General features: G+C 58.6%; 20 protein-coding genes. 12 read left to right on the top strand and 8 right to left on the bottom strand.

What is annotated here, in order from left to right:
- The first annotated feature begins 2 nt into the window (after nucleotides 1-2).
- From folM to ACI2KB_RS09800, 5 genes are all read left to right on the top strand, one after another.
- Nucleotides 3-713 (top strand): dihydromonapterin reductase, encoded by a 711-nt coding sequence (folM, locus tag ACI2KB_RS09780; RefSeq protein WP_404633851.1) that lies wholly within the window; start codon nucleotides 3-5, stop codon nucleotides 711-713.
- Nucleotides 714-734: 21 nt separating this feature from the next.
- Nucleotides 735-1,295: a GTP cyclohydrolase I FolE gene (folE, locus tag ACI2KB_RS09785; protein WP_404633853.1), complete on the top strand. Its 561-nt coding sequence runs from the start codon at nucleotides 735-737 to the stop codon at nucleotides 1,293-1,295.
- Between the two features lie 3 nt (nucleotides 1,296-1,298).
- Complete coding sequence (gene folX, locus ACI2KB_RS09790) at nucleotides 1,299-1,670, top strand: dihydroneopterin triphosphate 2'-epimerase (protein WP_404633855.1); 372 nt, start codon at nucleotides 1,299-1,301, stop codon at nucleotides 1,668-1,670.
- Between the two features lie 218 nt (nucleotides 1,671-1,888).
- Nucleotides 1,889-2,179, top strand: a complete 291-nt coding sequence (locus ACI2KB_RS09795; RefSeq protein WP_404633857.1) for a DUF1244 domain-containing protein — start codon at nucleotides 1,889-1,891, stop codon at nucleotides 2,177-2,179.
- The gene (locus tag ACI2KB_RS09800) at nucleotides 2,176-2,517 is read left to right on the top strand and encodes a HopJ type III effector protein (protein WP_404633859.1); all 342 of its coding nucleotides are present in this window, start codon (nucleotides 2,176-2,178) and stop codon (nucleotides 2,515-2,517) included. Before ACI2KB_RS09795 ends, ACI2KB_RS09800 begins: the two co-directional genes overlap by 4 nt.
- Nucleotides 2,518-2,607: 90 nt before the next feature.
- Here ACI2KB_RS09800 and trxB read toward each other — a convergent pair whose 3' ends face one another.
- Both trxB and ACI2KB_RS09810 read right to left on the bottom strand, forming a co-directional pair.
- A complete protein-coding gene (gene trxB / locus ACI2KB_RS09805; RefSeq protein ID WP_404633861.1) occupies nucleotides 2,608-3,570 on the bottom strand; it encodes a thioredoxin-disulfide reductase in 963 nt (320 codons plus the stop codon).
- Nucleotides 3,571-3,728: 158 nt separating this feature from the next.
- The gene (locus ACI2KB_RS09810) at nucleotides 3,729-4,328 is read right to left on the bottom strand and encodes a peroxiredoxin (protein WP_404633863.1); all 600 of its coding nucleotides are present in this window, start codon (nucleotides 4,326-4,328) and stop codon (nucleotides 3,729-3,731) included.
- Between the two features lie 261 nt (nucleotides 4,329-4,589).
- Here ACI2KB_RS09810 and cysZ point away from each other — a divergent pair, with 261 nt between their 5' ends.
- Nucleotides 4,590-5,342: a sulfate transporter CysZ gene (cysZ, locus tag ACI2KB_RS09815; RefSeq protein ID WP_404633865.1), complete on the top strand. Its 753-nt coding sequence runs from the start codon at nucleotides 4,590-4,592 to the stop codon at nucleotides 5,340-5,342.
- Between the two features lie 39 nt (nucleotides 5,343-5,381).
- Here the strand turns inward: cysZ and ACI2KB_RS09820 are convergent, their stop codons facing one another.
- Nucleotides 5,382-5,990 (bottom strand): hypothetical protein, encoded by a 609-nt coding sequence (locus ACI2KB_RS09820; RefSeq protein WP_404633867.1) that lies wholly within the window; start codon nucleotides 5,988-5,990, stop codon nucleotides 5,382-5,384.
- Between the two features lie 163 nt (nucleotides 5,991-6,153).
- On the opposite strand from ACI2KB_RS09820, the gene ACI2KB_RS09825 reads away from it, so the two are divergent.
- Together ACI2KB_RS09825 and ACI2KB_RS09830 are read left to right on the top strand one after the other, a co-directional pair.
- Nucleotides 6,154-6,453, top strand: a complete 300-nt coding sequence (locus tag ACI2KB_RS09825; protein ID WP_404633869.1) for a hypothetical protein — start codon at nucleotides 6,154-6,156, stop codon at nucleotides 6,451-6,453.
- A gap of 116 nt (nucleotides 6,454-6,569) precedes the next feature.
- Nucleotides 6,570-7,736 (top strand): glycosyltransferase family 4 protein, encoded by a 1,167-nt coding sequence (locus ACI2KB_RS09830; protein ID WP_404633871.1) that lies wholly within the window; start codon nucleotides 6,570-6,572, stop codon nucleotides 7,734-7,736.
- A gap of 135 nt (nucleotides 7,737-7,871) precedes the next feature.
- On the opposite strand, the gene ACI2KB_RS09835 is transcribed toward ACI2KB_RS09830, so the two are convergent.
- The 3 genes from ACI2KB_RS09835 to ACI2KB_RS09845 form a co-directional block, all read right to left on the bottom strand.
- Entirely contained in the window at nucleotides 7,872-8,975 is a 1,104-nt protein-coding gene (locus tag ACI2KB_RS09835; protein ID WP_404633873.1) for an NADH:flavin oxidoreductase, read from the bottom strand.
- Between the two features lie 274 nt (nucleotides 8,976-9,249).
- Nucleotides 9,250-9,732, bottom strand: a complete 483-nt coding sequence (locus ACI2KB_RS09840; protein ID WP_299607273.1) for a glutathione peroxidase — start codon at nucleotides 9,730-9,732, stop codon at nucleotides 9,250-9,252.
- A gap of 131 nt (nucleotides 9,733-9,863) precedes the next feature.
- Nucleotides 9,864-10,349: a peptidylprolyl isomerase gene (locus tag ACI2KB_RS09845; RefSeq protein WP_404633875.1), complete on the bottom strand. Its 486-nt coding sequence runs from the start codon at nucleotides 10,347-10,349 to the stop codon at nucleotides 9,864-9,866.
- Between the two features lie 104 nt (nucleotides 10,350-10,453).
- Here ACI2KB_RS09845 and ACI2KB_RS09850 point away from each other — a divergent pair, with 104 nt between their 5' ends.
- The 3 genes from ACI2KB_RS09850 to ACI2KB_RS09860 all read left to right on the top strand — a co-directional run bounded on the left by ACI2KB_RS09850 (nucleotide 10,454) and on the right by ACI2KB_RS09860 (nucleotide 13,847).
- The gene (locus tag ACI2KB_RS09850) at nucleotides 10,454-10,681 is read left to right on the top strand and encodes a DUF3565 domain-containing protein (protein WP_404634357.1); all 228 of its coding nucleotides are present in this window, start codon (nucleotides 10,454-10,456) and stop codon (nucleotides 10,679-10,681) included.
- Nucleotides 10,682-10,757: 76 nt separating this feature from the next.
- The gene (gene pta, locus ACI2KB_RS09855; protein ID WP_404633877.1) at nucleotides 10,758-12,851 is read left to right on the top strand and encodes a phosphate acetyltransferase; all 2,094 of its coding nucleotides are present in this window, start codon (nucleotides 10,758-10,760) and stop codon (nucleotides 12,849-12,851) included.
- A 96-nt stretch (nucleotides 12,852-12,947) separates the two neighbouring features.
- Entirely contained in the window at nucleotides 12,948-13,847 is a 900-nt protein-coding gene (locus tag ACI2KB_RS09860; RefSeq protein ID WP_404633879.1) for an acyltransferase, read from the top strand.
- 98 nt (nucleotides 13,848-13,945) lie between these two features.
- Here ACI2KB_RS09860 and ACI2KB_RS09865 read toward each other — a convergent pair whose 3' ends face one another.
- Together ACI2KB_RS09865 and ACI2KB_RS09870 are read right to left on the bottom strand one after the other, a co-directional pair.
- On the bottom strand, nucleotides 13,946-14,644 hold the full coding sequence (locus tag ACI2KB_RS09865) for an OmpA family protein (protein ID WP_404633881.1): 699 nt from the start codon (nucleotides 14,642-14,644) through the stop codon (nucleotides 13,946-13,948).
- Nucleotides 14,645-14,752: 108 nt separating this feature from the next.
- Complete coding sequence (locus ACI2KB_RS09870) at nucleotides 14,753-15,397, bottom strand: MBL fold metallo-hydrolase (RefSeq protein ID WP_404633883.1); 645 nt, start codon at nucleotides 15,395-15,397, stop codon at nucleotides 14,753-14,755.
- 354 nt (nucleotides 15,398-15,751) lie between these two features.
- On the opposite strand from ACI2KB_RS09870, the gene ACI2KB_RS09875 reads away from it, so the two are divergent.
- Complete coding sequence (locus tag ACI2KB_RS09875; protein WP_404633885.1) at nucleotides 15,752-16,951, top strand: HD-GYP domain-containing protein; 1,200 nt, start codon at nucleotides 15,752-15,754, stop codon at nucleotides 16,949-16,951.
- Nucleotides 16,952-16,972: the final 21 nt, after the last annotated feature.

Here is a 16,972-nt window from a genome sequence, read left to right on the forward strand (position 1 = left end):
CCATGAACTCCTCTTCTGCCCCTGTCCTGATCACGGGTGCCAGCCAGCGCGTCGGCCTGCATTGTGCAGAACGACTGCTGGACGAAGGACAGTCCGTGATCATCAGCTACCGCACCGAACGGCCCGGCGTACAGCGGCTCAAGGCATTGGGCGCTGATGCGATTCAAGCGGATTTTTCTTCGCAGGACGGCGTGATGACCTTCATCGCGCAACTCAAGCAGCGCACTGACAGCCTCAGGGCCATCGTTCACAACGCCTCCGAATGGCTGGCAGAAACCGAGGGCGCTGAAGCCGATGTGTTCCAGCGCATGTTCAACGTGCACATGCTCGCGCCCTATCTGATCAACCTGCATTGCGCCGACTTGCTAGAGCGCTCGCAGAAGGCCGACATTATTCACATCGGCGACGATGTGACGCGCAAGGGCAGCAGCAAACACATTGCCTACTGCGCCAGCAAAGCCGGGCTGGACAATCTGACGTTGTCGTTCGCTGCCCGCTACGCGCCCCGCATCAAGGTCAACGGCATCGCTCCGGCCATGCTGATGTTTCAACCTGACGACGACGCGGCGTACCGCGCCCGCACGCTGGCCAAATCCGCGCTGGGGATTGAACCCGGTCCTGATGTGATCTACCAAAGCGTGCGCTACTTGCTGGATAACCCTTACGTCACCGGCACTACATTGACCGTAAACGGTGGACGGCACGTCAAGTAAGCCGCCCCGAGGAACCCTTTGATGACCCTGTCACTGCCTCAGCACTATCGCGAAATCCTTGTCGGCCTGGGAGAAGACCCGGAGCGCGAAGGTCTGCTGGACACCCCCAAACGTGCCGCCAAGGCCATGCAGTACCTGTGTCACGGCTACGAGCAGACACTGGATGAAATCGTCAACGGCGCCCTCTTCGCGTCGGACAACGACGAGATGGTCATCGTCAAGGACATTGAGCTGTATTCGTTGTGCGAACACCATTTGCTGCCGTTCATCGGCAAGGCTCACGTGGCCTACATGCCCACCGGAAAAGTTCTGGGCCTGTCGAAGATCGCGCGCATTGTCGACATGTTCGCCCGCCGACTGCAGATTCAGGAAAATCTGACACGCCAGATTGCCGACGCCATCGAGAGCGTGACCCAAGCCGCCGGAGTGGCCGTGGTGATCGAAGCACAACACATGTGCATGATGATGCGTGGCGTCGAGAAGCAGAACTCGACCATGAACACTTCGGTGATGCTGGGCGCCTTTCGCGAATCGAACACGACACGGATGGAATTTTTGCAACTGATCGGACGGAGCAAGTAGTTCATGGCCAGACTCGAACCAGGCACCGCACGCATCCGGGTCAAGGACCTGTGCCTGCGTACTTACATCGGCATCAACGAGGAGGAAATCCTCAACAAACAGGACGTGCTGATCAACCTGACGATCCTGTACGCCGCGCAAGAAGCGGTGCGCGATAACGACATCGACCACGCCCTGAATTACCGGACCATCACCAAGGCCATCATTCATCACGTCGAGAACAACCGCTTCGCGCTACTGGAGCGCTTGACCCAGGAAGTGCTGGATCTGGTCATGGCTCACGACGCAGTGCAGTATGCCGAAGTCGAAGTCGACAAGCCCCATGCGCTGCGTTTTGCCGAGTCGGTGTCGATAACGCTGGCGGCAGAACGCTAAGGATTCAGGGCCTGGCACACTCACCCTGTGGGAGCGAATTCATTCCGGGCGGCGATCCGACGATTAGCCAGTACATTCGATACATCTCTATCGTCTGCACTTAAGTCTCGCGAATGAATTCGCTCCCACAGGGGGCCGTGCCGGGCTGACGAATGCCATTGCCCGCTCCCCACTGCACTCTTATCATCCGCCCCATCTTTTATCTGCCCGAGCCCATCATGACCGAGCAACAACGCCTCGAACTCGAAGCCGCCGCCTTTCGCCGTCTGGTTGCGCACCTGGACAGCCGCAAGGACGTGCAGAACATCGACCTGATGAACCTGTCCGGTTTCTGCCGTAACTGCCTGTCCAAGTGGTACAAGGCCGCCGCTGATGATCGCCAGATCGACATCAGCCTCGATGACGCCCGCGAAGTGGTCTACGGCATGCCGTACAGCGAGTGGAAATCCCTTTATCAGAAAGAAGCCAGCGCCGAACAACAAGCGGCGTTCGCCAAGGAAAAGAAATGACTGACCTGAACACCCTGCGCAGCAGCCTGAAATCCGGCGAACACATGTTTGCCGACACCCTGGCCTTTATTGCCGCGAACTACGACTACCAGCCACAAGCCTTTAGCAACGGCCCGGTGGAAAACGCTGCGGGCCAGAACGAAGGTTCGTGCAAAACCTTGGGCCTGGCACTGCTGGAAGGTCTGAACGACGAAGAGGCGCTGCTGGCGTTTGGTGAGCACTACCGTTCGGTCGTTGCTACGCCGGAAGGCAGCGATCATGGCAACATTCGTGCGTTGATCGCTCATGGCTTGGCGGGTGTGAAATTCGCTGCCCAGCCCCTGTCGCGCAAGGCCTGAAAGACCATGAAAACCCTGTAACAGCGAGCTGTCCGCAGACACAAAAAAACCGGCCCAATTGAGCCGGTTTTTTCGTTGTGGAACAGCCGATCAGAACGAAGCGTTCGCCAGGCCGTCCAGGTAACGCTCGACGTCCAGTGCCGCCATGCAGCCTGCGCCAGCCGAGGTGATTGCCTGACGGTACACGTGGTCAGCCACGTCGCCCGCCGCGAACACACCTTCAACGCTGGTAGCGGTCGCGTTGCCTTCACGGCCACCGTTGACGACCATGTAGCCATCTTTCAGCGCCAGCTGGCCTTCGAACAGCGACGTGTTCGGGGTGTGGCCGATGGCGATGAACACGCCGTCGACTTTCACTTCATCGAAGCTACCGTCGTTGTTCTTCAGGCGCGCACCGGTCACGCCCATGTTGTCGCCCAGTACTTCGTCCAGCGTGGCGTTGAGCTTGAGCTCGATCTTGCCTTCAGCCACACGTGCGTGCAGCTTGTCGATCAGGATCTTCTCGGCGCGGAAGGTATCGCGGCGGTGAACCAGAGTCACTTTGCTGGCGATGTTGGCCAGGTACAGCGCCTCCTCCACTGCGGTGTTGCCACCACCGACCACAGCCACCGGCTTGTTGCGATAGAAGAAGCCGTCGCAGGTCGCGCAGGCCGAAACGCCTTTGCCCATGAACGCTTCTTCGGACGGCAGGCCCAGATAGCGAGCGCTGGCGCCGGTAGCGATGATCAGCGCGTCACAGGTGTAGGTGCCGCTGTCGCCCTTGAGGCTGAACGGCTTACCGGCCAGATCCACAGCGTTGATGTGATCGAAAATGATCTCGGTCTCGAAACGCTCGGCGTGCTCGCGCATACGCTCCATCAGCACCGGGCCGGTCAGGCCATGGGGGTCGCCCGGCCAGTTGTCGACTTCGGTGGTGGTGGTCAGTTGACCACCCGCCTGCATGCCGGTGATCAGCAGAGGCTTGAGGTTGGCGCGTGCTGCATACACCGCAGCGCTGTAACCGGCAGGGCCGGAGCCGAGAATAATCACTCGGGAATGACGTACATCAGACATGACACACTCCTATCGACCGGCCATCGTTACGTGTGGTCGGAGTTACTGAGATCTGTACCGGCGTACCGGCTGAATAAAACGGATCGGCGAGCCACTTCGCACAGTACGCTCACCCATCCTGAAATCGTGACGCTGCGGCCGAAACCGCAGCGACGGTATTACAAGCTCTTGGCGTTCTCAGCCAAGTAATCGGCAACGCCGGAAGCGTCAGCCTTCATGCCTTTCTGGCCTGGACGCCAGCCAGCCGGGCAGACTTCGCCGTGCTGTTCAGTGAACTGCAGGGCTTCAACCAGACGGACCATTTCGTCAACGTCGCGACCCAGTGGCAGGTTGTTCACAACCTGGTGCTGAACCACGCCGTTCTGGTCGATCAGGAACGAACCGCGCAGCGCAACGCCGTCTTCGTGTTCGATGCCATAAGCGCGAGTGATTTCGTGCTTGATGTCGGCAACCATGGTGAACTGGACCTGGCCAATGCCGCCCTTTTCAACCGGGGTGTTGCGCCATGCTGCGTGGGTGAAATGCGAGTCGACGGAAACGCCAACCACTTCAACGCCCAGGTCGCGGAATTTAGCGACGCGGTTGTCGTGGGCGATGATTTCCGACGGGCACACGAACGTGAAGTCCAGTGGCCAGAAAAACAGCACGACGTATTTGCCGCGCAGGGAAGACAGCTGGAAGCTGTCGACGATCGAACCGTCACCCAGGACTGCCGCTGCGGTGAAATCAGGGGCTTGTTTGTTTACCAGAACGCTCATCAAAACTCCTTCGAGGTTCAAAGTGAATGGGAATAGGTCTAAAAGTTGCCCGCAAGCTTATCGGGGCGGCGAAGATTAAGGAAATATCGTTTCACAATCCAGCTCATAGACCGCCCCTATTCCGACAAGCTGCTACGCGCGGGGTATCGATAGACTCTACCCTCGTCAGATTGTTTCGGCGAATGTCCAAAGGCTGATCCAGCTTCCGCCGTTCTCGCAAAGCCGGTAAGGTCGGCGCGTTTTCAACGTTTGGAGGCCCACATGCCTGCACCCGCTCTCTCTGGCCCTCAATACCTGCGCGAAGGCCTGAAACTGATCCTCAGCCCCGGCCTGCGTCTGTTCGTCCTGTTGCCGCTGACCATCAATCTGGTGCTGTTCGGCGCCCTCATCTATTTCGCCGGTCATGAATTCAGCCTCTGGGTCGACTCATTCATGCCCACCCTGCCGAGCTGGCTGAGCTTCCTTAATTACATCCTCTGGCCGCTGTTCGTCGCACTGGTCGTCCTGATGGTGTTTTTCACCTTCACCATGATCGCCAACGTCATCGCCGCGCCGTTCAATGGCTTTCTTTCTGAGAAAGTGGAAGTCGTGCTACGCGGAAAAGACGACTTCCCGGCCTTCAGTTGGGGTGAACTGATCGAAATGATCCCTCGCACCCTGAGCCGCGAAATGCGCAAACTGGGCTACTTCCTGCCCCGCGCCATTGGCCTGTTCATCCTGTCGTGGATTCCCGTGGTCAATATCGTTGCTGCGCCACTGTGGCTGATCTTCGGCGTGTGGATGATGGCCATCCAGTACATCGACTACCCCGCCGACAACCACAAGATGAGCTGGCAAGACATGCTCGCCTGGCTACGCGCCAAGCGCTGGCAGAGCATGAGCTTTGGCGGAATTGTGTACCTGGCGCTGCTGATCCCGGTGGTCAACATCCTGATGATGCCTGCGGCGGTGGCCGGGGCGACGATGTTTTGGGTCAGAGAGCGTGGGGCGGAGACGTTGGCGGAGAGGGTTTAACAGCGGTTGAAAAAGGGCCTCAAATGAGGCCTTTTTTGATCATGCCTGAAACGCAAGATGCGTCCCCACACTGATTGAAAACCATACCAATAGGCCAATCAGGATCCAGATGAAATTGCCTACACTGTAACGAGCATTCGCCATCCCATTCGGGTCTTCGTTTACAAGGTTGATGAATCGCTGAACCCTCAGCACGATCAAGCTCTGAAACACAATCACCGCAGTTCCCATGAAGAAGTCGAGCCAGAATTCGATTGGTGCGGTATCACTGCCGCTGAGCGCTCTGTACATACCGTACGCAAAGCCGATGAGAAAAGGAATAAACGGCAAGAGCACATACAGAACACTACTGATCCCCCAGTAAGGCATACCTGTCGCGCTCTTGACCTTGGACGCCCGGTCAATTTTGCAGAACAGTGAAGGTGTGTAAAAAAGCGCAAACAGGGTGCGCGCCAAAGGCCAAATCTCTCGTCCTGAGCGATTTCTATAGTTCTTCCAGTTCTGATAGAACCAGTAAGCGACATAGAGACCATGAGTCAGCAACATCATCACGATCAGCTTGCGTGGTGCGACCGTGAAGAATTCCGGATGGCCATTGCTGGGCGGCTGTAAATCAGCAGCAGGCGGCGTATAAAAAACGTCAGACACATCGTTCCCTCGGTGAGTAAGTGCAGCGCATCCTAGCGGTCAAAACGCGTTTTTAATCACCTCCCGAAAAATCAGGAAGAGTCCTACAAAAGTCTTCCGAACATCCCACAACTGACCTGTTCCCATGGACAAGCCCACTCCGGGCGCTTTCATCAGGAGTGTCATGTCCATGGAAATGAGTCGTGTCGACGCATCGAACCCGCCTCAGTCCGTGCTGCTGAAACCGAAACCCAAACCAGAACCCAACGCGCCCAAGTTCATGCAGGCGCTCGCCGAAGCAGTGGAAACGGCGACATCCAAGACCTTGAAAGCGGAACCCGCAAACCTGGCAAGACAGGTCAAACCTCGTTGCCATCTGGATCTGATCAGCCTGAACCCTGTGCAGACGAGTTATGTGCCGGAAGCGGCGGCGCTGGAGCGAGTTGGCAGGTCGCGGATATTGCCGCTTACCACCGCCGGATAAGACCTCACCGGCTTTTGAACAATGGCACGTAGCGCTATCGCGCCATTGTTCAACCGTCACAAATCCATCACCCAACCGCCACACAAGCGCAACGCAGCCCTCTGAAACTGGCTGTCATGAGTAAATCCCTGCACATCACCCTGATCACTGAAACCTACGCACCGGAAATCAACGGCGTGGCCAATACGCTGAGCCGGTTGTGCGACGGTTTGCGCACGCGCGGGCATCGGGTGGAGGTGATTCGGCCGCGCCAGAGCGAGGATGAGGTGCGGGCGGCCGGGGATGATTTGATGCTGTGTCGCGGCTGGCCGATTCCGGGGTATCCGGGCTTGCAGTGGGGGCAGTCGTCGATGCACAAGTTGTTGCGGCGCTGGCAACGCAACAGGCCTGACGTGTTGTACATCGCGACCGAGGGGCCGCTGGGACTTTCGGCTTTGAGGGCGGCGCGTCGGCTGCGCATTGCGATTGTCAGCGGTTTTCACACCAATTTTCAGCAGTACACGCGCCAGTACGGGTTGGGGTTCATCACGCGCTTGCTGACCTCGTATCTGCGCTGGTTTCACAACCGCTCCAACGCCACGCTGGTGCCGAGTGCCAGTCAGAAAACCGAACTGGAGCGCAGAGGCTTCGAGCGGTTGGAACTGCTATCGCGCGGTGTGGATTGTCAGCTTTTTCACCCGTCTCGTCGCTCCAGTCTCTTGCGTGAGGCTTGGGGACTGGAGCCAGGTGACACGGCTGTTTTGCACGTAGGACGGCTGGCGGCGGAAAAAAATCTGGGCCTGCTCAAGACCAGTTTCGACAGCCTGGCCAGCGCTTATCCTGATAAAAAGCTCAAGCTGGTGATTGTCGGTGACGGCCCCATTCGCATGACATTGGAGCAGCAACTGCCTGATGCGATTTTCTGCGGCACGCAACGCGGCGAAGCGTTGGCGGCACATTACGCGTCGGGGGATCTGTTTCTGTTTCCGAGCATGACTGAAACTTTTGGCAACGTTGTGCTCGAAGCGCTGGCTTCCGGACTGGGAGTTGTGGCGTATGACGAAGCAGCAGCGGCCCAGCATATTCGTCATGGGCATAACGGCGCCGTGGCGATGCCGGGGGATGAAGAGGGATTCATCGACGCGGCGCGCTGGATGCTGGAGGACGACGAAACGCTGCGCAGAGTGCGCTTGAATGCGCGTCAGCACGCGAGCCGTCAGGGCTGGTCGGGCGTGATCGAAGCGTTTGAATGCTATTTGCGTAATGCCAGTGAGACGCGGGATGGGGTCGCTCTAGGCGCGTAATGACAGTCTTCAGGTGATTCCCTGTGGGAGCGAATGTATTCGCGAATCGGTGTGTCAGGCGAAAAGAATGTTCAATGTGCCGACGTCATCGCGAATGAATTCGCTCCCACAGGTTGTCATTCCACCCCGTAAAACTTACTCCAACTTACCCAATGCATCGCGGCTGAACGGCAGGATGTCTTCTTCACGGCCATCGCGCACTTTCACTGCCCAATCCGGGTCGACCAGCAACGCACGGCCCACGGCCACCAGGTCGAACTCGTCATCACCCAGACGCTTGAGCAGGTTCTCCAGGCTGGCCGGTTTGGCCACCTTGTCGGTGTTGACCATGAACTGCAAAAACTCACCATCCAGCCCCACACTGCCCACAGTAATGGTCGGCTTGCCGGTCAGTTTGCGCGTCCAGCCTGCGAGGTTGAGGTCGGAACCTTCGAATTCCGGTTCCCAGAAACGGCGCGTCGAGCAGTGGAAAATGTCCACACCTGCGTCAGAAAGCGGCTTGAGGAACGCCTCCAGCGCTTCCGGGGTCTGCACCAGACGTGCGCTGTAGTCCTGCTGCTTCCATTGGGAGTAACGGAAGATGATTGGGAAGTCAGGGCCGACAGCGGCGCGCACCGCCTGAATCAGCTCGATGGCGAAGCGCGAACGGTGCGCCAGATCACCGCCGTATTCGTCGGTACGCTGGTTGGTGCCTTCCCAGAAGAACTGGTCGACGATATAGCCGTGAGCGCCGTGGATTTCCACGCCGTCCATGCCGATGTCTTTTGCGTCTTTGGCAGCCTGGGCGAAAGCGGCGATGACGTCGGCAATGTCCTGTTTGCTCATGCCGTGCACGACGACGTTGCCATCCTTGAGTTTCTCGGTCGGGCCATAAGCCGGAACGGTGCCATCCGGCTCTGTGCCCAAGCGACGCACGGCGCCCACGTGCCAGAGTTGCGGAACGATCTTGCCGCCCTCGGCATGGACCGCTTCGACCACTTTCTTCCAGCCTGCCAACGCGGCCTCGCCGAAGAATTGCGGCACATTCGGGTAGCCGTTGGAGGCCTTGTGGCCGACGGTTGTGCCCTCGGTGATGATCAGGCCCACGCCTGCCGCGGCACGACGGCGGTAATACTCGATCACCTTGGAATTGGGCACGCCACCCGGAGAAAACGAGCGGGTCATTGGGGCCATCACCACGCGCGTCGGCAATTCCAGGCTGCCCATATGAAAGGGTTTGAACAAGGCTTTGACTGGCATCGAAACGTCCTCGGCGGCAGGAAATATTATGAAGGTCATACAGAATGAGCCGACGAGGCTGCGATGCCTAGCACTATTGATTTGGGTGATTAAGGTTTAGAAGGCTAGAGGAATCGTGAGAGAGCCACGCCACCTCTGTGGGAGCGAATTCATTCGCGAATCGGAGTGTCAGGCAAAGAAGATATTCAATGTGCCGACGTCATCGCGAATGAATTCGCTCCCACAAAGAACATCATGTCTGCTCAAAGAGGGGTGCCAGATCAGAAGGCGCTGCTCAATGCAGCGCCTTTTCAATCGCCTGAATCACCGCCGGATCATCGGGCGTGGTGCGCGGAGAGAAGCGCGCCAGTACGCGGCCATCCTGCCCCACCAGAAATTTTTCGAAGTTCCAGGTGATGTCGCCCGGAAACTCGGCCCCCTCGCCCGCCAGCATCTGGTAGAGCCGATGACGATGAGGCCCGTTCACTTCCAGTTTGTCGCCCAGCGGAAAGGTCACGCCGTAGTTCAGCGAGCAGAATTCCTGGATCTCTTCCTGAGTGCCCGGCTCTTGACCGGCGAATTGATTACAAGGCAAACCCAAGACGCTGAAGCCCCGATCCTTGTACTTCTGATAGAGGTTTTCAAGTGCGGCGTATTGCGGCGTAAGGCCACATTTGGAGGCCACGTTGACCACCAGAACCACTTTGCCTTTCAGCGGCGCGAGAGGCAGTTCCTGACCATCCAGAGCTTTTAATTTCAGGTCGTGAAATATACTCATGACGAAACTCCCCTGCTCTCTAAACAAAAAACATCGGCAGAAAAAGGCGCCCTGTCAGACCGCGAAACCAAGGTGGTTTTCGCAAAGCCCGCGAGGACGCCTGGCCAGCTATTGGAGCTTAGCAGGACAAATCAGTGGTGATGGCCGCCTTCGCCATGCACGTGACCGTGAGCGACTTCTTCCTGACTGGCGTCACGAACGGCAACGACCTTGACCTGGAAGTTCAGACGCTGACCGGCCAGCGGGTGGTTGCCGTCGACAGTGACGTCGTCGCCGTCCAGGTCACGGATGGTGACGATCTGCATCTGGCCGTCCGGCGCGGAGGCGTGGAACTGCATGCCGACTTCCAGCTCGTCGACACCTTCGAACATGCTGCGGTTCAGAGTGCTGACCAGCTCGGCCGAGTATTCGCCGTAAGCGTCTTCTGGTTCGATGGCGACTTTCAGCTCGTCACCGACGTCCTTGCCTTCCAGTGCCTTTTCCAGACCCGGAATGATGTTACCCGCGCCGTGCAGGTAAACCAGCGGCGCGCCGCCGGACGAACTGTCGATGACCTCACCAGCGTCGTTAGTCAGGGTATAGTCGATGGAGACAGCCTTGTTGGCGGCGATCGGCATGGGGCAAGACCTTTTGCAAATAGAGATATGAGCGAGCAAGTCTAACCAAGCCCTCGCGCGAAAGCGAACGCAACTCAGACGGACGGCCCCGATTGCGCGACCCCATGATGCCCGGCAGCGACACCACGATTACCGGTTTCCGTCAGGACGAGGACGGTCACTGGATCGCCGAGCTGTCCTGCGGCCATACCCAGCATCTGCGCCACCAGCCGCCATGGCAGTCACGGGCCTGGGTACTCGATGCGCAGCAGCGACATGAAAAAATAGGCCAATCCTTTCGCTGTGGCTGGTGTGCGCAGGGGGCAGATGACGATAACCTTGTCCCCCATTGAGACGCTGCGCTTGAACAGCGTCCTGTTTCGCCCGGTCCATTGATGACCTTTGCACGCTCACCTTCGAGAAGCCCGCATGCAGACTTTCTTTATCGCGCCCACAGACTTCGGTGTGGGTTTGACGTCCATCAGCCTGGGGCTGGTGAGAACCCTGGAGCGCGCCGGACTCAAAGTCGGCTTTTTCAAACCCATCGCCCAGCCTCACCCTGGCGATCTCGGCCCCGAGCGCTCGACCGAACTGGTCGCCCGCACCCACGGCCTCAAACCGCCCAAACCGCTGGCACTGGCCCATGTCGAGCGCATGCTCGGTGAGGGCCAACTGGATGAGCTGCTGGAAGAAATCATCACTCTCTATCAGCAGGCATGCGAAGGCCGCGATGTGGTCATCGTCGAGGGCATGGTGCCAACCCGCACCGCCAGCTACGCCGCCCGGGTCAACTTGCACATGGCCAAAGCGCTCGACGCTGAAGTGATTCTGGTGTCGGCCCCGGAAAATGAAGTGCTGACCGAGCTTTCCGGCCGCGTCGAGTTGCAAGCGCAGATGTTCGGCGGCCCGAAAGACCCGAAAGTGCTGGGTGTGATCCTCAACAAAGTGCGTACCGACGAGAGCATGGAAGCCTTCTCGGCGCGCTTGAAAGAACACTCGCCGTTGCTGCGTAGTGGCGATTTCCGTCTGCTGGGTTGCATCCCGTTTCAGGCTGACCTCAACGCGCCGCGCACCCGCGATGTGGCCGATTTAATGGGCGCGCAGGTGATCAACGCAGGCGATTACGAACAGCGGCGCATGTCGAAGATCATCATCTGCGCCCGCACCGTGCTCAACACACTGCAACTGCTCAAGCCAGGCGTGCTGGTGGTGACGCCGGGAGACCGCGACGACATCATCCTCGCCGTCAGCCTGGCCACGTTGAACGGCGTACCGCTGGCCGGTCTGCTGTTGACCAGCGACACCTTGCCCGATCCACGCATCATGGACCTGTGCCGAGGCGCGTTGCAGGCCGGGTTGCCGGTGTTGTCGGTGAGCACGGGGTCGTACGATACGGCCAACCAGCTCAACCAGTTGAACAAGGAAATCCCGATCGACGACCGCGAACGCGCGGAGATCATTACTGACTTTGTCGCCAGCCATCTGGACGCCAACTGGCTGCACCAGCGCTGCGGCACCCCGCGTGAAATGCGCCTGTCACCCGCCGTGTTCCGCTATCAACTGATTCAGCGCGCGCAAGCTGCCAACAAGCGCATCGTTCTGCCGGAAGGCGCCGAGCCGCTGACCGTGCAGGCCGCTGCCATCTGTACCGCCCGGGGCATCGCCCGTTGTGTATTGCTCGCCAAGCCTGACGAAGTTCAGGCCGTCGCCCGGGCCCAAGGCATCGAGTTGCCGCCGGGGCTGGAAATCCTCGACCCGGACGTGATTCGCGAACGCTACGTGGCCCCCATGGTCGACCTGCGCAAGAACAAGAGCCTCAACGCGCCGATGGCCGAGCAACAATTGGAAGACCCGGTGGTGATCGGCACGATGATGCTGGCGCTGGATGAAGTCGACGGGCTGGTGTCTGGCGTCATTCACTCCACCGCCAACACCATCCGCCCGGCCCTGCAACTGATCAAGACCGCGCCGGGCTGCACACTGGTGTCGTCGGTGTTTTTCATGCTGTTCCCCGAGCAGGTGCTGGTCTACGGCGACTGCATCATGAACCCGCATCCAACGGCACAGGAGCTGGCGGAAATCGCCGTTCAGAGCGCCGATTCGGCCGTTGCATTCGGCTTGTCGCCTCGGGTGGCGATGATCAGCTATTCAAGCAACCACTCCGACAGCGGCGAGGAAGTCGAGAAGGTCCGTGAAGCCACGCAACTGGCGCAGGAAACCCAGCGCAGCCTGTTGATCGACGGCCCGCTGCAATACGACGCCGCCGCCAACGAAAATGTCGCCCGACAGCTGGCCCCCGACAGCCCGGTGGCCGGTCGCGCCAACGTGTTCGTGTTTCCTGACCTCAACACTGGCAACACGACCTACAAGGCCGTGCAACGCAGTGCGGATTGCGTGAGCCTCGGCCCGATGTTGCAAGGCCTGCGTAAACCCGTGAACGACCTGCCGCGTGGTGCTCAGGTGGACGACATTGTCTACACCATCGCCCTGACGGCCATTCAGGCCGCGACCTTGCCGCAATAGGCGTCGCAATAGCTGTCGTCCTGAAACATCGTTCACTCACAATCACGCCGCCGGGAACGCACCGGCGGCTGTCTTACCCTCGGAGTTCGGTCCCTCATGGATTTCTTGCCCGCCCCTTTGCGCGGTGTCATCGCCTCGCTGCTGTTGGCGCTCAATACGATTGTCTGCTGCACCCCGCTGTTCATCGTCGCGATCTTCAAACTGTGCCTGCCCTTCCCTGCGGCGCAGAAAGCTACCGACTGGCTGATGAGCCACATTCACGAAGCGTGGATCAGCAACAACAACGCCTGGATCAACCTGCTGGGCCGTACTCGCTGGCACTTGAGCGGGCTGGAAGGTCTGGACTATCAGCACTCGTATCTGGTGACCAGCAACCACCAGAGCTGGGTCGACATCATGGTGTTGCAGTACGTGCTCAACCGGCGCATTCGCCCGCTGAAGTTCTTCCTCAAACAAGAGCTGATCTGGGTGCCGGTGATTGGCCTGGCGTGGTGGGCGTTGGGCTTTCCATTCATGAAACGTTACAGCAAGGCGTATCTGGCCAAACACCCGGAAAAGAAAGGCAAGGACCTGGAAACCACGCGCCGCACCTGTGCGAAATTTCGCAACAACCCGGTGGGCATTTTCAACTTCGCCGAGGGCACGCGCTTTACCCCTGGCAAGCACGCACAACAGCAATCACCCTTTCGTTATCTGCTCAAGCCCAAGGCGGGTGGCATTGCGTTTGTGCTGGATGCGATGGGCGAACAGCTTGAATCCATCGTCAACGTGACCATCCATTACCCTTTTGGTCGTCCCGGCTATTGGGACCTGCTGTGCGGACGCGTTCGTGAGGTGGTTGCGCACTTTGAAGAAGTACAGATTCCGACGCAGTTCATCGGCAAGAGCTACGACCAGGACGAGGCGTATCGCGCAGAGTTCCAGCAGTGGATCAACCGCCTGTGGGAAGAAAAGGATGCGTTGCTGGGGCAGATGCGTGAGCGGTATTCCGGCTGACTCATGTCGCTCGCAGCGCGCATCCATTGAGGACTCCTTCGCGAGCAAACAAAAACCCCGGCACGAAGGCCGGGGTTGTCTGATAGAACGCGGTCAGGTTATTGCTGCTGATACTGCTGACCAGGAATCGGCTTGAGGTTGACCTCGACGCGACGGTTCTGGGCACGGCCATTGACATCGGCGTTGCTGGCGATCGGCGAATCAGGACCGGCACCCCGTACCGACAGGTGAGAAGCATCGACGCCCTGCGAAGTCAGGTAAGTCGCCACGCTCTGCGCACGCTGTTGCGACAGGTCCATGTTGTGCTGGCGGCTGCCGGTGCTGTCGGTATAACCCACGATCTCGATCACGTTCTGGTTGTACTGTTTCAGCGAGCCTGCCAGGTTGTTCAACGGCGCGTAGAAGCTGCTGGCGATGGCCGAAGAGTCGGTGGCGAACGTGATATTGCCCGGCATCACCAACTTGATGTTATCGCCTTCACGCTGTACCTGAACGCCAGTGTTGGCCATGCTCGCGCGCAACGCAGCCTCCTGTTTGTCGGCGTAATAACCGTAACCGGCGGAGGCGGCACCCACCACGGCCGCGCCGATCAAGGCGCCCTTGCCGCGGTTGTTGTGATCGATGGCAGCACCCGCGACGGCGCCAGCCAATGCGCCCAGACCACCGTACTTGGCGGTTTTGCTCATCCCGCCGGAATTCTGCGCTTGCCCCTGATTGTCGTAAGGATTTTGCGATGCGCAGCCAGACAATACGGCCAGCGCGGTCGCAGCGATGATCAAACGGCGAAAGGTAAACATCTCGGAAGTGCTCCTGTTTTGCTTTACACGGCCACTGAAAAGGCCGAGCGATTTGCGCGATTAGAGCATGCTCGCCGTCAAAAATTCCTTAACGTCGCCTGAACGATTTCACGCCCGGACAAATGGATTTTCACGCATTTCATCACCCAGTCGTGTGTCTGGCCCGTGGCCTGTCACCACCGTGGCCGCCTCATCCAGCGTGTACAGCCGCTGCTTGATCGAACGCACAATGGTCGCCTGATCGCCTCCCCACAAATCGGTGCGACCCACGCCTCGCTTGAACAACGTGTCGCCTGCGATCAGCAACTTGGCGTCTTCGAACCAGAAACTCATCGACCCCGGCGTATGCCCCGGTGTGTGCAAGGCCACGCCGCAGCCACAGGCCAGCTCCTCATCGTGCTCCAGCCAGCGATCCGGCGGCGGAACGGGTACATACGGCACGCGAAACACCTGACACTGGGTTTCGAGGTTGTCCCATAAGAACTGATCCTCTTTGTGCAGATGCAACGTCGCTCCAGTCTTTTCCTTCAACTGCCCTGACGCCAGAAAATGATCCAGATGCGCATGGGTATGGATGATGCTCACACACTTCAGGCCATGGGCGTCGAGCCTGGCCATAATCAATTCGGGGTTGCCGCCCGGGTCGACCACGATGGCCTTCTGAGTGACCGGATCACCGATAATCGTGCAATTGCATTGTAGCGGGCCGACGGGGAAGGTTTCGCGGATGAGGGTGGGTTGAGGGGTATTCATAGGCAATCCAAAAATCAGGTGACTGTGTAAGGCAATTACAACACGCCAATGTACTTGCAACGCCATCATCCCTCTCAACTGAGTGGTTTTTCGACTATGGTCAGAAAGGCAAGGATTTTATTTTTTGCCTGATTCTTTGATGCCCGTCGAACATCTGTAAATAACGGTTTGTTTAATCAGGAGAAACCTGAAAACGCACCCTTCCAGCCCCCTGTTTCGGTTGATGTATTTTTCAAAAAACCGCTCATATACTGGCCTTGCGCAACCATCGAAATGTGTGGCGTTCGAGTAGATAAGATGTCACTCGATGACCCCGCAAGGCAGCCAGGCCCCCAAGCGTAACGAGCAGGCTCCATGCTAAGAAAAATCGCGGTTTCCGATCTAAGGCTGGGCATGTACATCCACGAGTTCTGCCGCCCGCGGCTTCATGATCCGTTCTGGACTCAGCATGTCGAACGCGAGCTGAGCGACGAGACGGTGTTGCAGCGCATTCAGGCTTCGACGCGCGAGGTATGGATCGACACCGGTCGCGGCAAAAGCCCCGACGAGCAGACGACGATTCTGGCCTTCGCTCCGTCGAGCACCCGCGAGGCGGACACCACGCCCAGCACCATGGAAAAAGAGCTGGCTCGGGCCAAGGCCATCTGCGGTCGGGCCAAGGCGGCGGTCATGACCATGTTCACCGACGCGCGCATGGGGCGAGCGATGAACGCCGAGGACGTCGATCTTCTGGTCGAAGAAATTTCCACCTCGGTGATGCGTCATCCTCACGCACTGATCAGCCTATCGCGCCTGAAAACCTCTGACGAATACACCTACATGCATTCGGTCGCGGTCTGCGCGCTGATGGTGGCGCTAGCGCGGCAAATGGAACTGAACGAGGAACAGGTGCGCGAAGCGGGCGTTGCGGGGTTGATGCACGACGTGGGCAAGATGATGATTCCCAAAACGATCCTCAACAAACCGGACCGGCTGACATTTGAAGAATTTGAGGCGATGAAATATCACCCTCAGGCCGGACTGAAGATTCTGCAAGACACCCGGCAAGCCACCAAAGCGGTGCTGGATGTCTGCTTGCATCACCACGAGAAGATGGATGGCACGGGGTATCCTCACGGTCTGAAAGGCGATGAAATCAGCATCTACGCCAAGATGGGGGCGATCTGCGACGTCTACGACGCCGTGACCTCAGACCGGCCTTACAAGAAAGGTTGGGACGCTGCGCAATCGATCCGCGAAATGGCGTCCTGGAAAGGCCACTTCGACGACACGATTTTCCAGCACTTCGTCAAAACCGTGGGCATCTACCCGGTTGGCGCGCTGGTTCGTCTGAAAAGCGAGCGCCTGGGGGTGGTCATGGAACAGGGCGAGAAATCGCTGCTGCACCCCAAAGTGAAAGTCTTTCTTTCCACCCGCACCCGCATTACGTTCATGCCGGAAATCGTCGACTTGGCCTGCACCGACGAACATGACGCCATCGTGAAATACGAACGGGCCGAGGACTGGGGCGTGCGTGACGTTGAGAAAATGTGGGCGGGGGATGCGGCGGTCTGAGCACGCATCGGCATTAAAATG

The sequence above is a fragment of the Pseudomonas sp. NPDC088444 genome (assembly GCF_044900175.1).
Classification (GTDB): domain Bacteria; phylum Pseudomonadota; class Gammaproteobacteria; order Pseudomonadales; family Pseudomonadaceae; genus Aquipseudomonas.

Excerpts from the sequence above, each read along its gene's own strand:
- ACI2KB_RS09875 (WP_404633885.1), top strand. The coding sequence starts at position 15,752 with ATGCTAAGAAAAATCGCGGTTTCCGATCTAAGGCTGGGCATGTACATC.
- cysZ (WP_404633865.1), top strand. The coding sequence starts at position 4,590 with ATGCCTGCACCCGCTCTCTCTGGCCCTCAATACCTGCGCGAAGGCCTG.
- ACI2KB_RS09840 (WP_299607273.1), bottom strand. The coding sequence starts at position 9,732 with ATGAGTATATTTCACGACCTGAAATTAAAAGCTCTGGATGGTCAGGAA.
- ACI2KB_RS09795 (WP_404633857.1), top strand. The coding sequence starts at position 1,889 with ATGACCGAGCAACAACGCCTCGAACTCGAAGCCGCCGCCTTTCGCCGT.
- pta (WP_404633877.1), top strand. The coding sequence starts at position 10,758 with ATGCAGACTTTCTTTATCGCGCCCACAGACTTCGGTGTGGGTTTGACG.
- ACI2KB_RS09865 (WP_404633881.1), bottom strand. The coding sequence starts at position 14,644 with ATGTTTACCTTTCGCCGTTTGATCATCGCTGCGACCGCGCTGGCCGTA.
- ACI2KB_RS09835 (WP_404633873.1), bottom strand. The coding sequence starts at position 8,975 with ATGCCAGTCAAAGCCTTGTTCAAACCCTTTCATATGGGCAGCCTGGAA.
- trxB (WP_404633861.1), bottom strand. The coding sequence starts at position 3,570 with ATGTCTGATGTACGTCATTCCCGAGTGATTATTCTCGGCTCCGGCCCT.
- ACI2KB_RS09850 (WP_404634357.1), top strand. The coding sequence starts at position 10,454 with ATGATGCCCGGCAGCGACACCACGATTACCGGTTTCCGTCAGGACGAG.
- ACI2KB_RS09870 (WP_404633883.1), bottom strand. The coding sequence starts at position 15,397 with ATGAATACCCCTCAACCCACCCTCATCCGCGAAACCTTCCCCGTCGGC.
- folE (WP_404633853.1), top strand. The coding sequence starts at position 735 with ATGACCCTGTCACTGCCTCAGCACTATCGCGAAATCCTTGTCGGCCTG.
- ACI2KB_RS09810 (WP_404633863.1), bottom strand. The coding sequence starts at position 4,328 with ATGAGCGTTCTGGTAAACAAACAAGCCCCTGATTTCACCGCAGCGGCA.
- ACI2KB_RS09825 (WP_404633869.1), top strand. The coding sequence starts at position 6,154 with ATGTCCATGGAAATGAGTCGTGTCGACGCATCGAACCCGCCTCAGTCC.
- ACI2KB_RS09860 (WP_404633879.1), top strand. The coding sequence starts at position 12,948 with ATGGATTTCTTGCCCGCCCCTTTGCGCGGTGTCATCGCCTCGCTGCTG.
- folM (WP_404633851.1), top strand. The coding sequence starts at position 3 with ATGAACTCCTCTTCTGCCCCTGTCCTGATCACGGGTGCCAGCCAGCGC.
- ACI2KB_RS09800 (WP_404633859.1), top strand. The coding sequence starts at position 2,176 with ATGACTGACCTGAACACCCTGCGCAGCAGCCTGAAATCCGGCGAACAC.
- folX (WP_404633855.1), top strand. The coding sequence starts at position 1,299 with ATGGCCAGACTCGAACCAGGCACCGCACGCATCCGGGTCAAGGACCTG.
- ACI2KB_RS09845 (WP_404633875.1), bottom strand. The coding sequence starts at position 10,349 with ATGCCGATCGCCGCCAACAAGGCTGTCTCCATCGACTATACCCTGACT.
- ACI2KB_RS09830 (WP_404633871.1), top strand. The coding sequence starts at position 6,570 with ATGAGTAAATCCCTGCACATCACCCTGATCACTGAAACCTACGCACCG.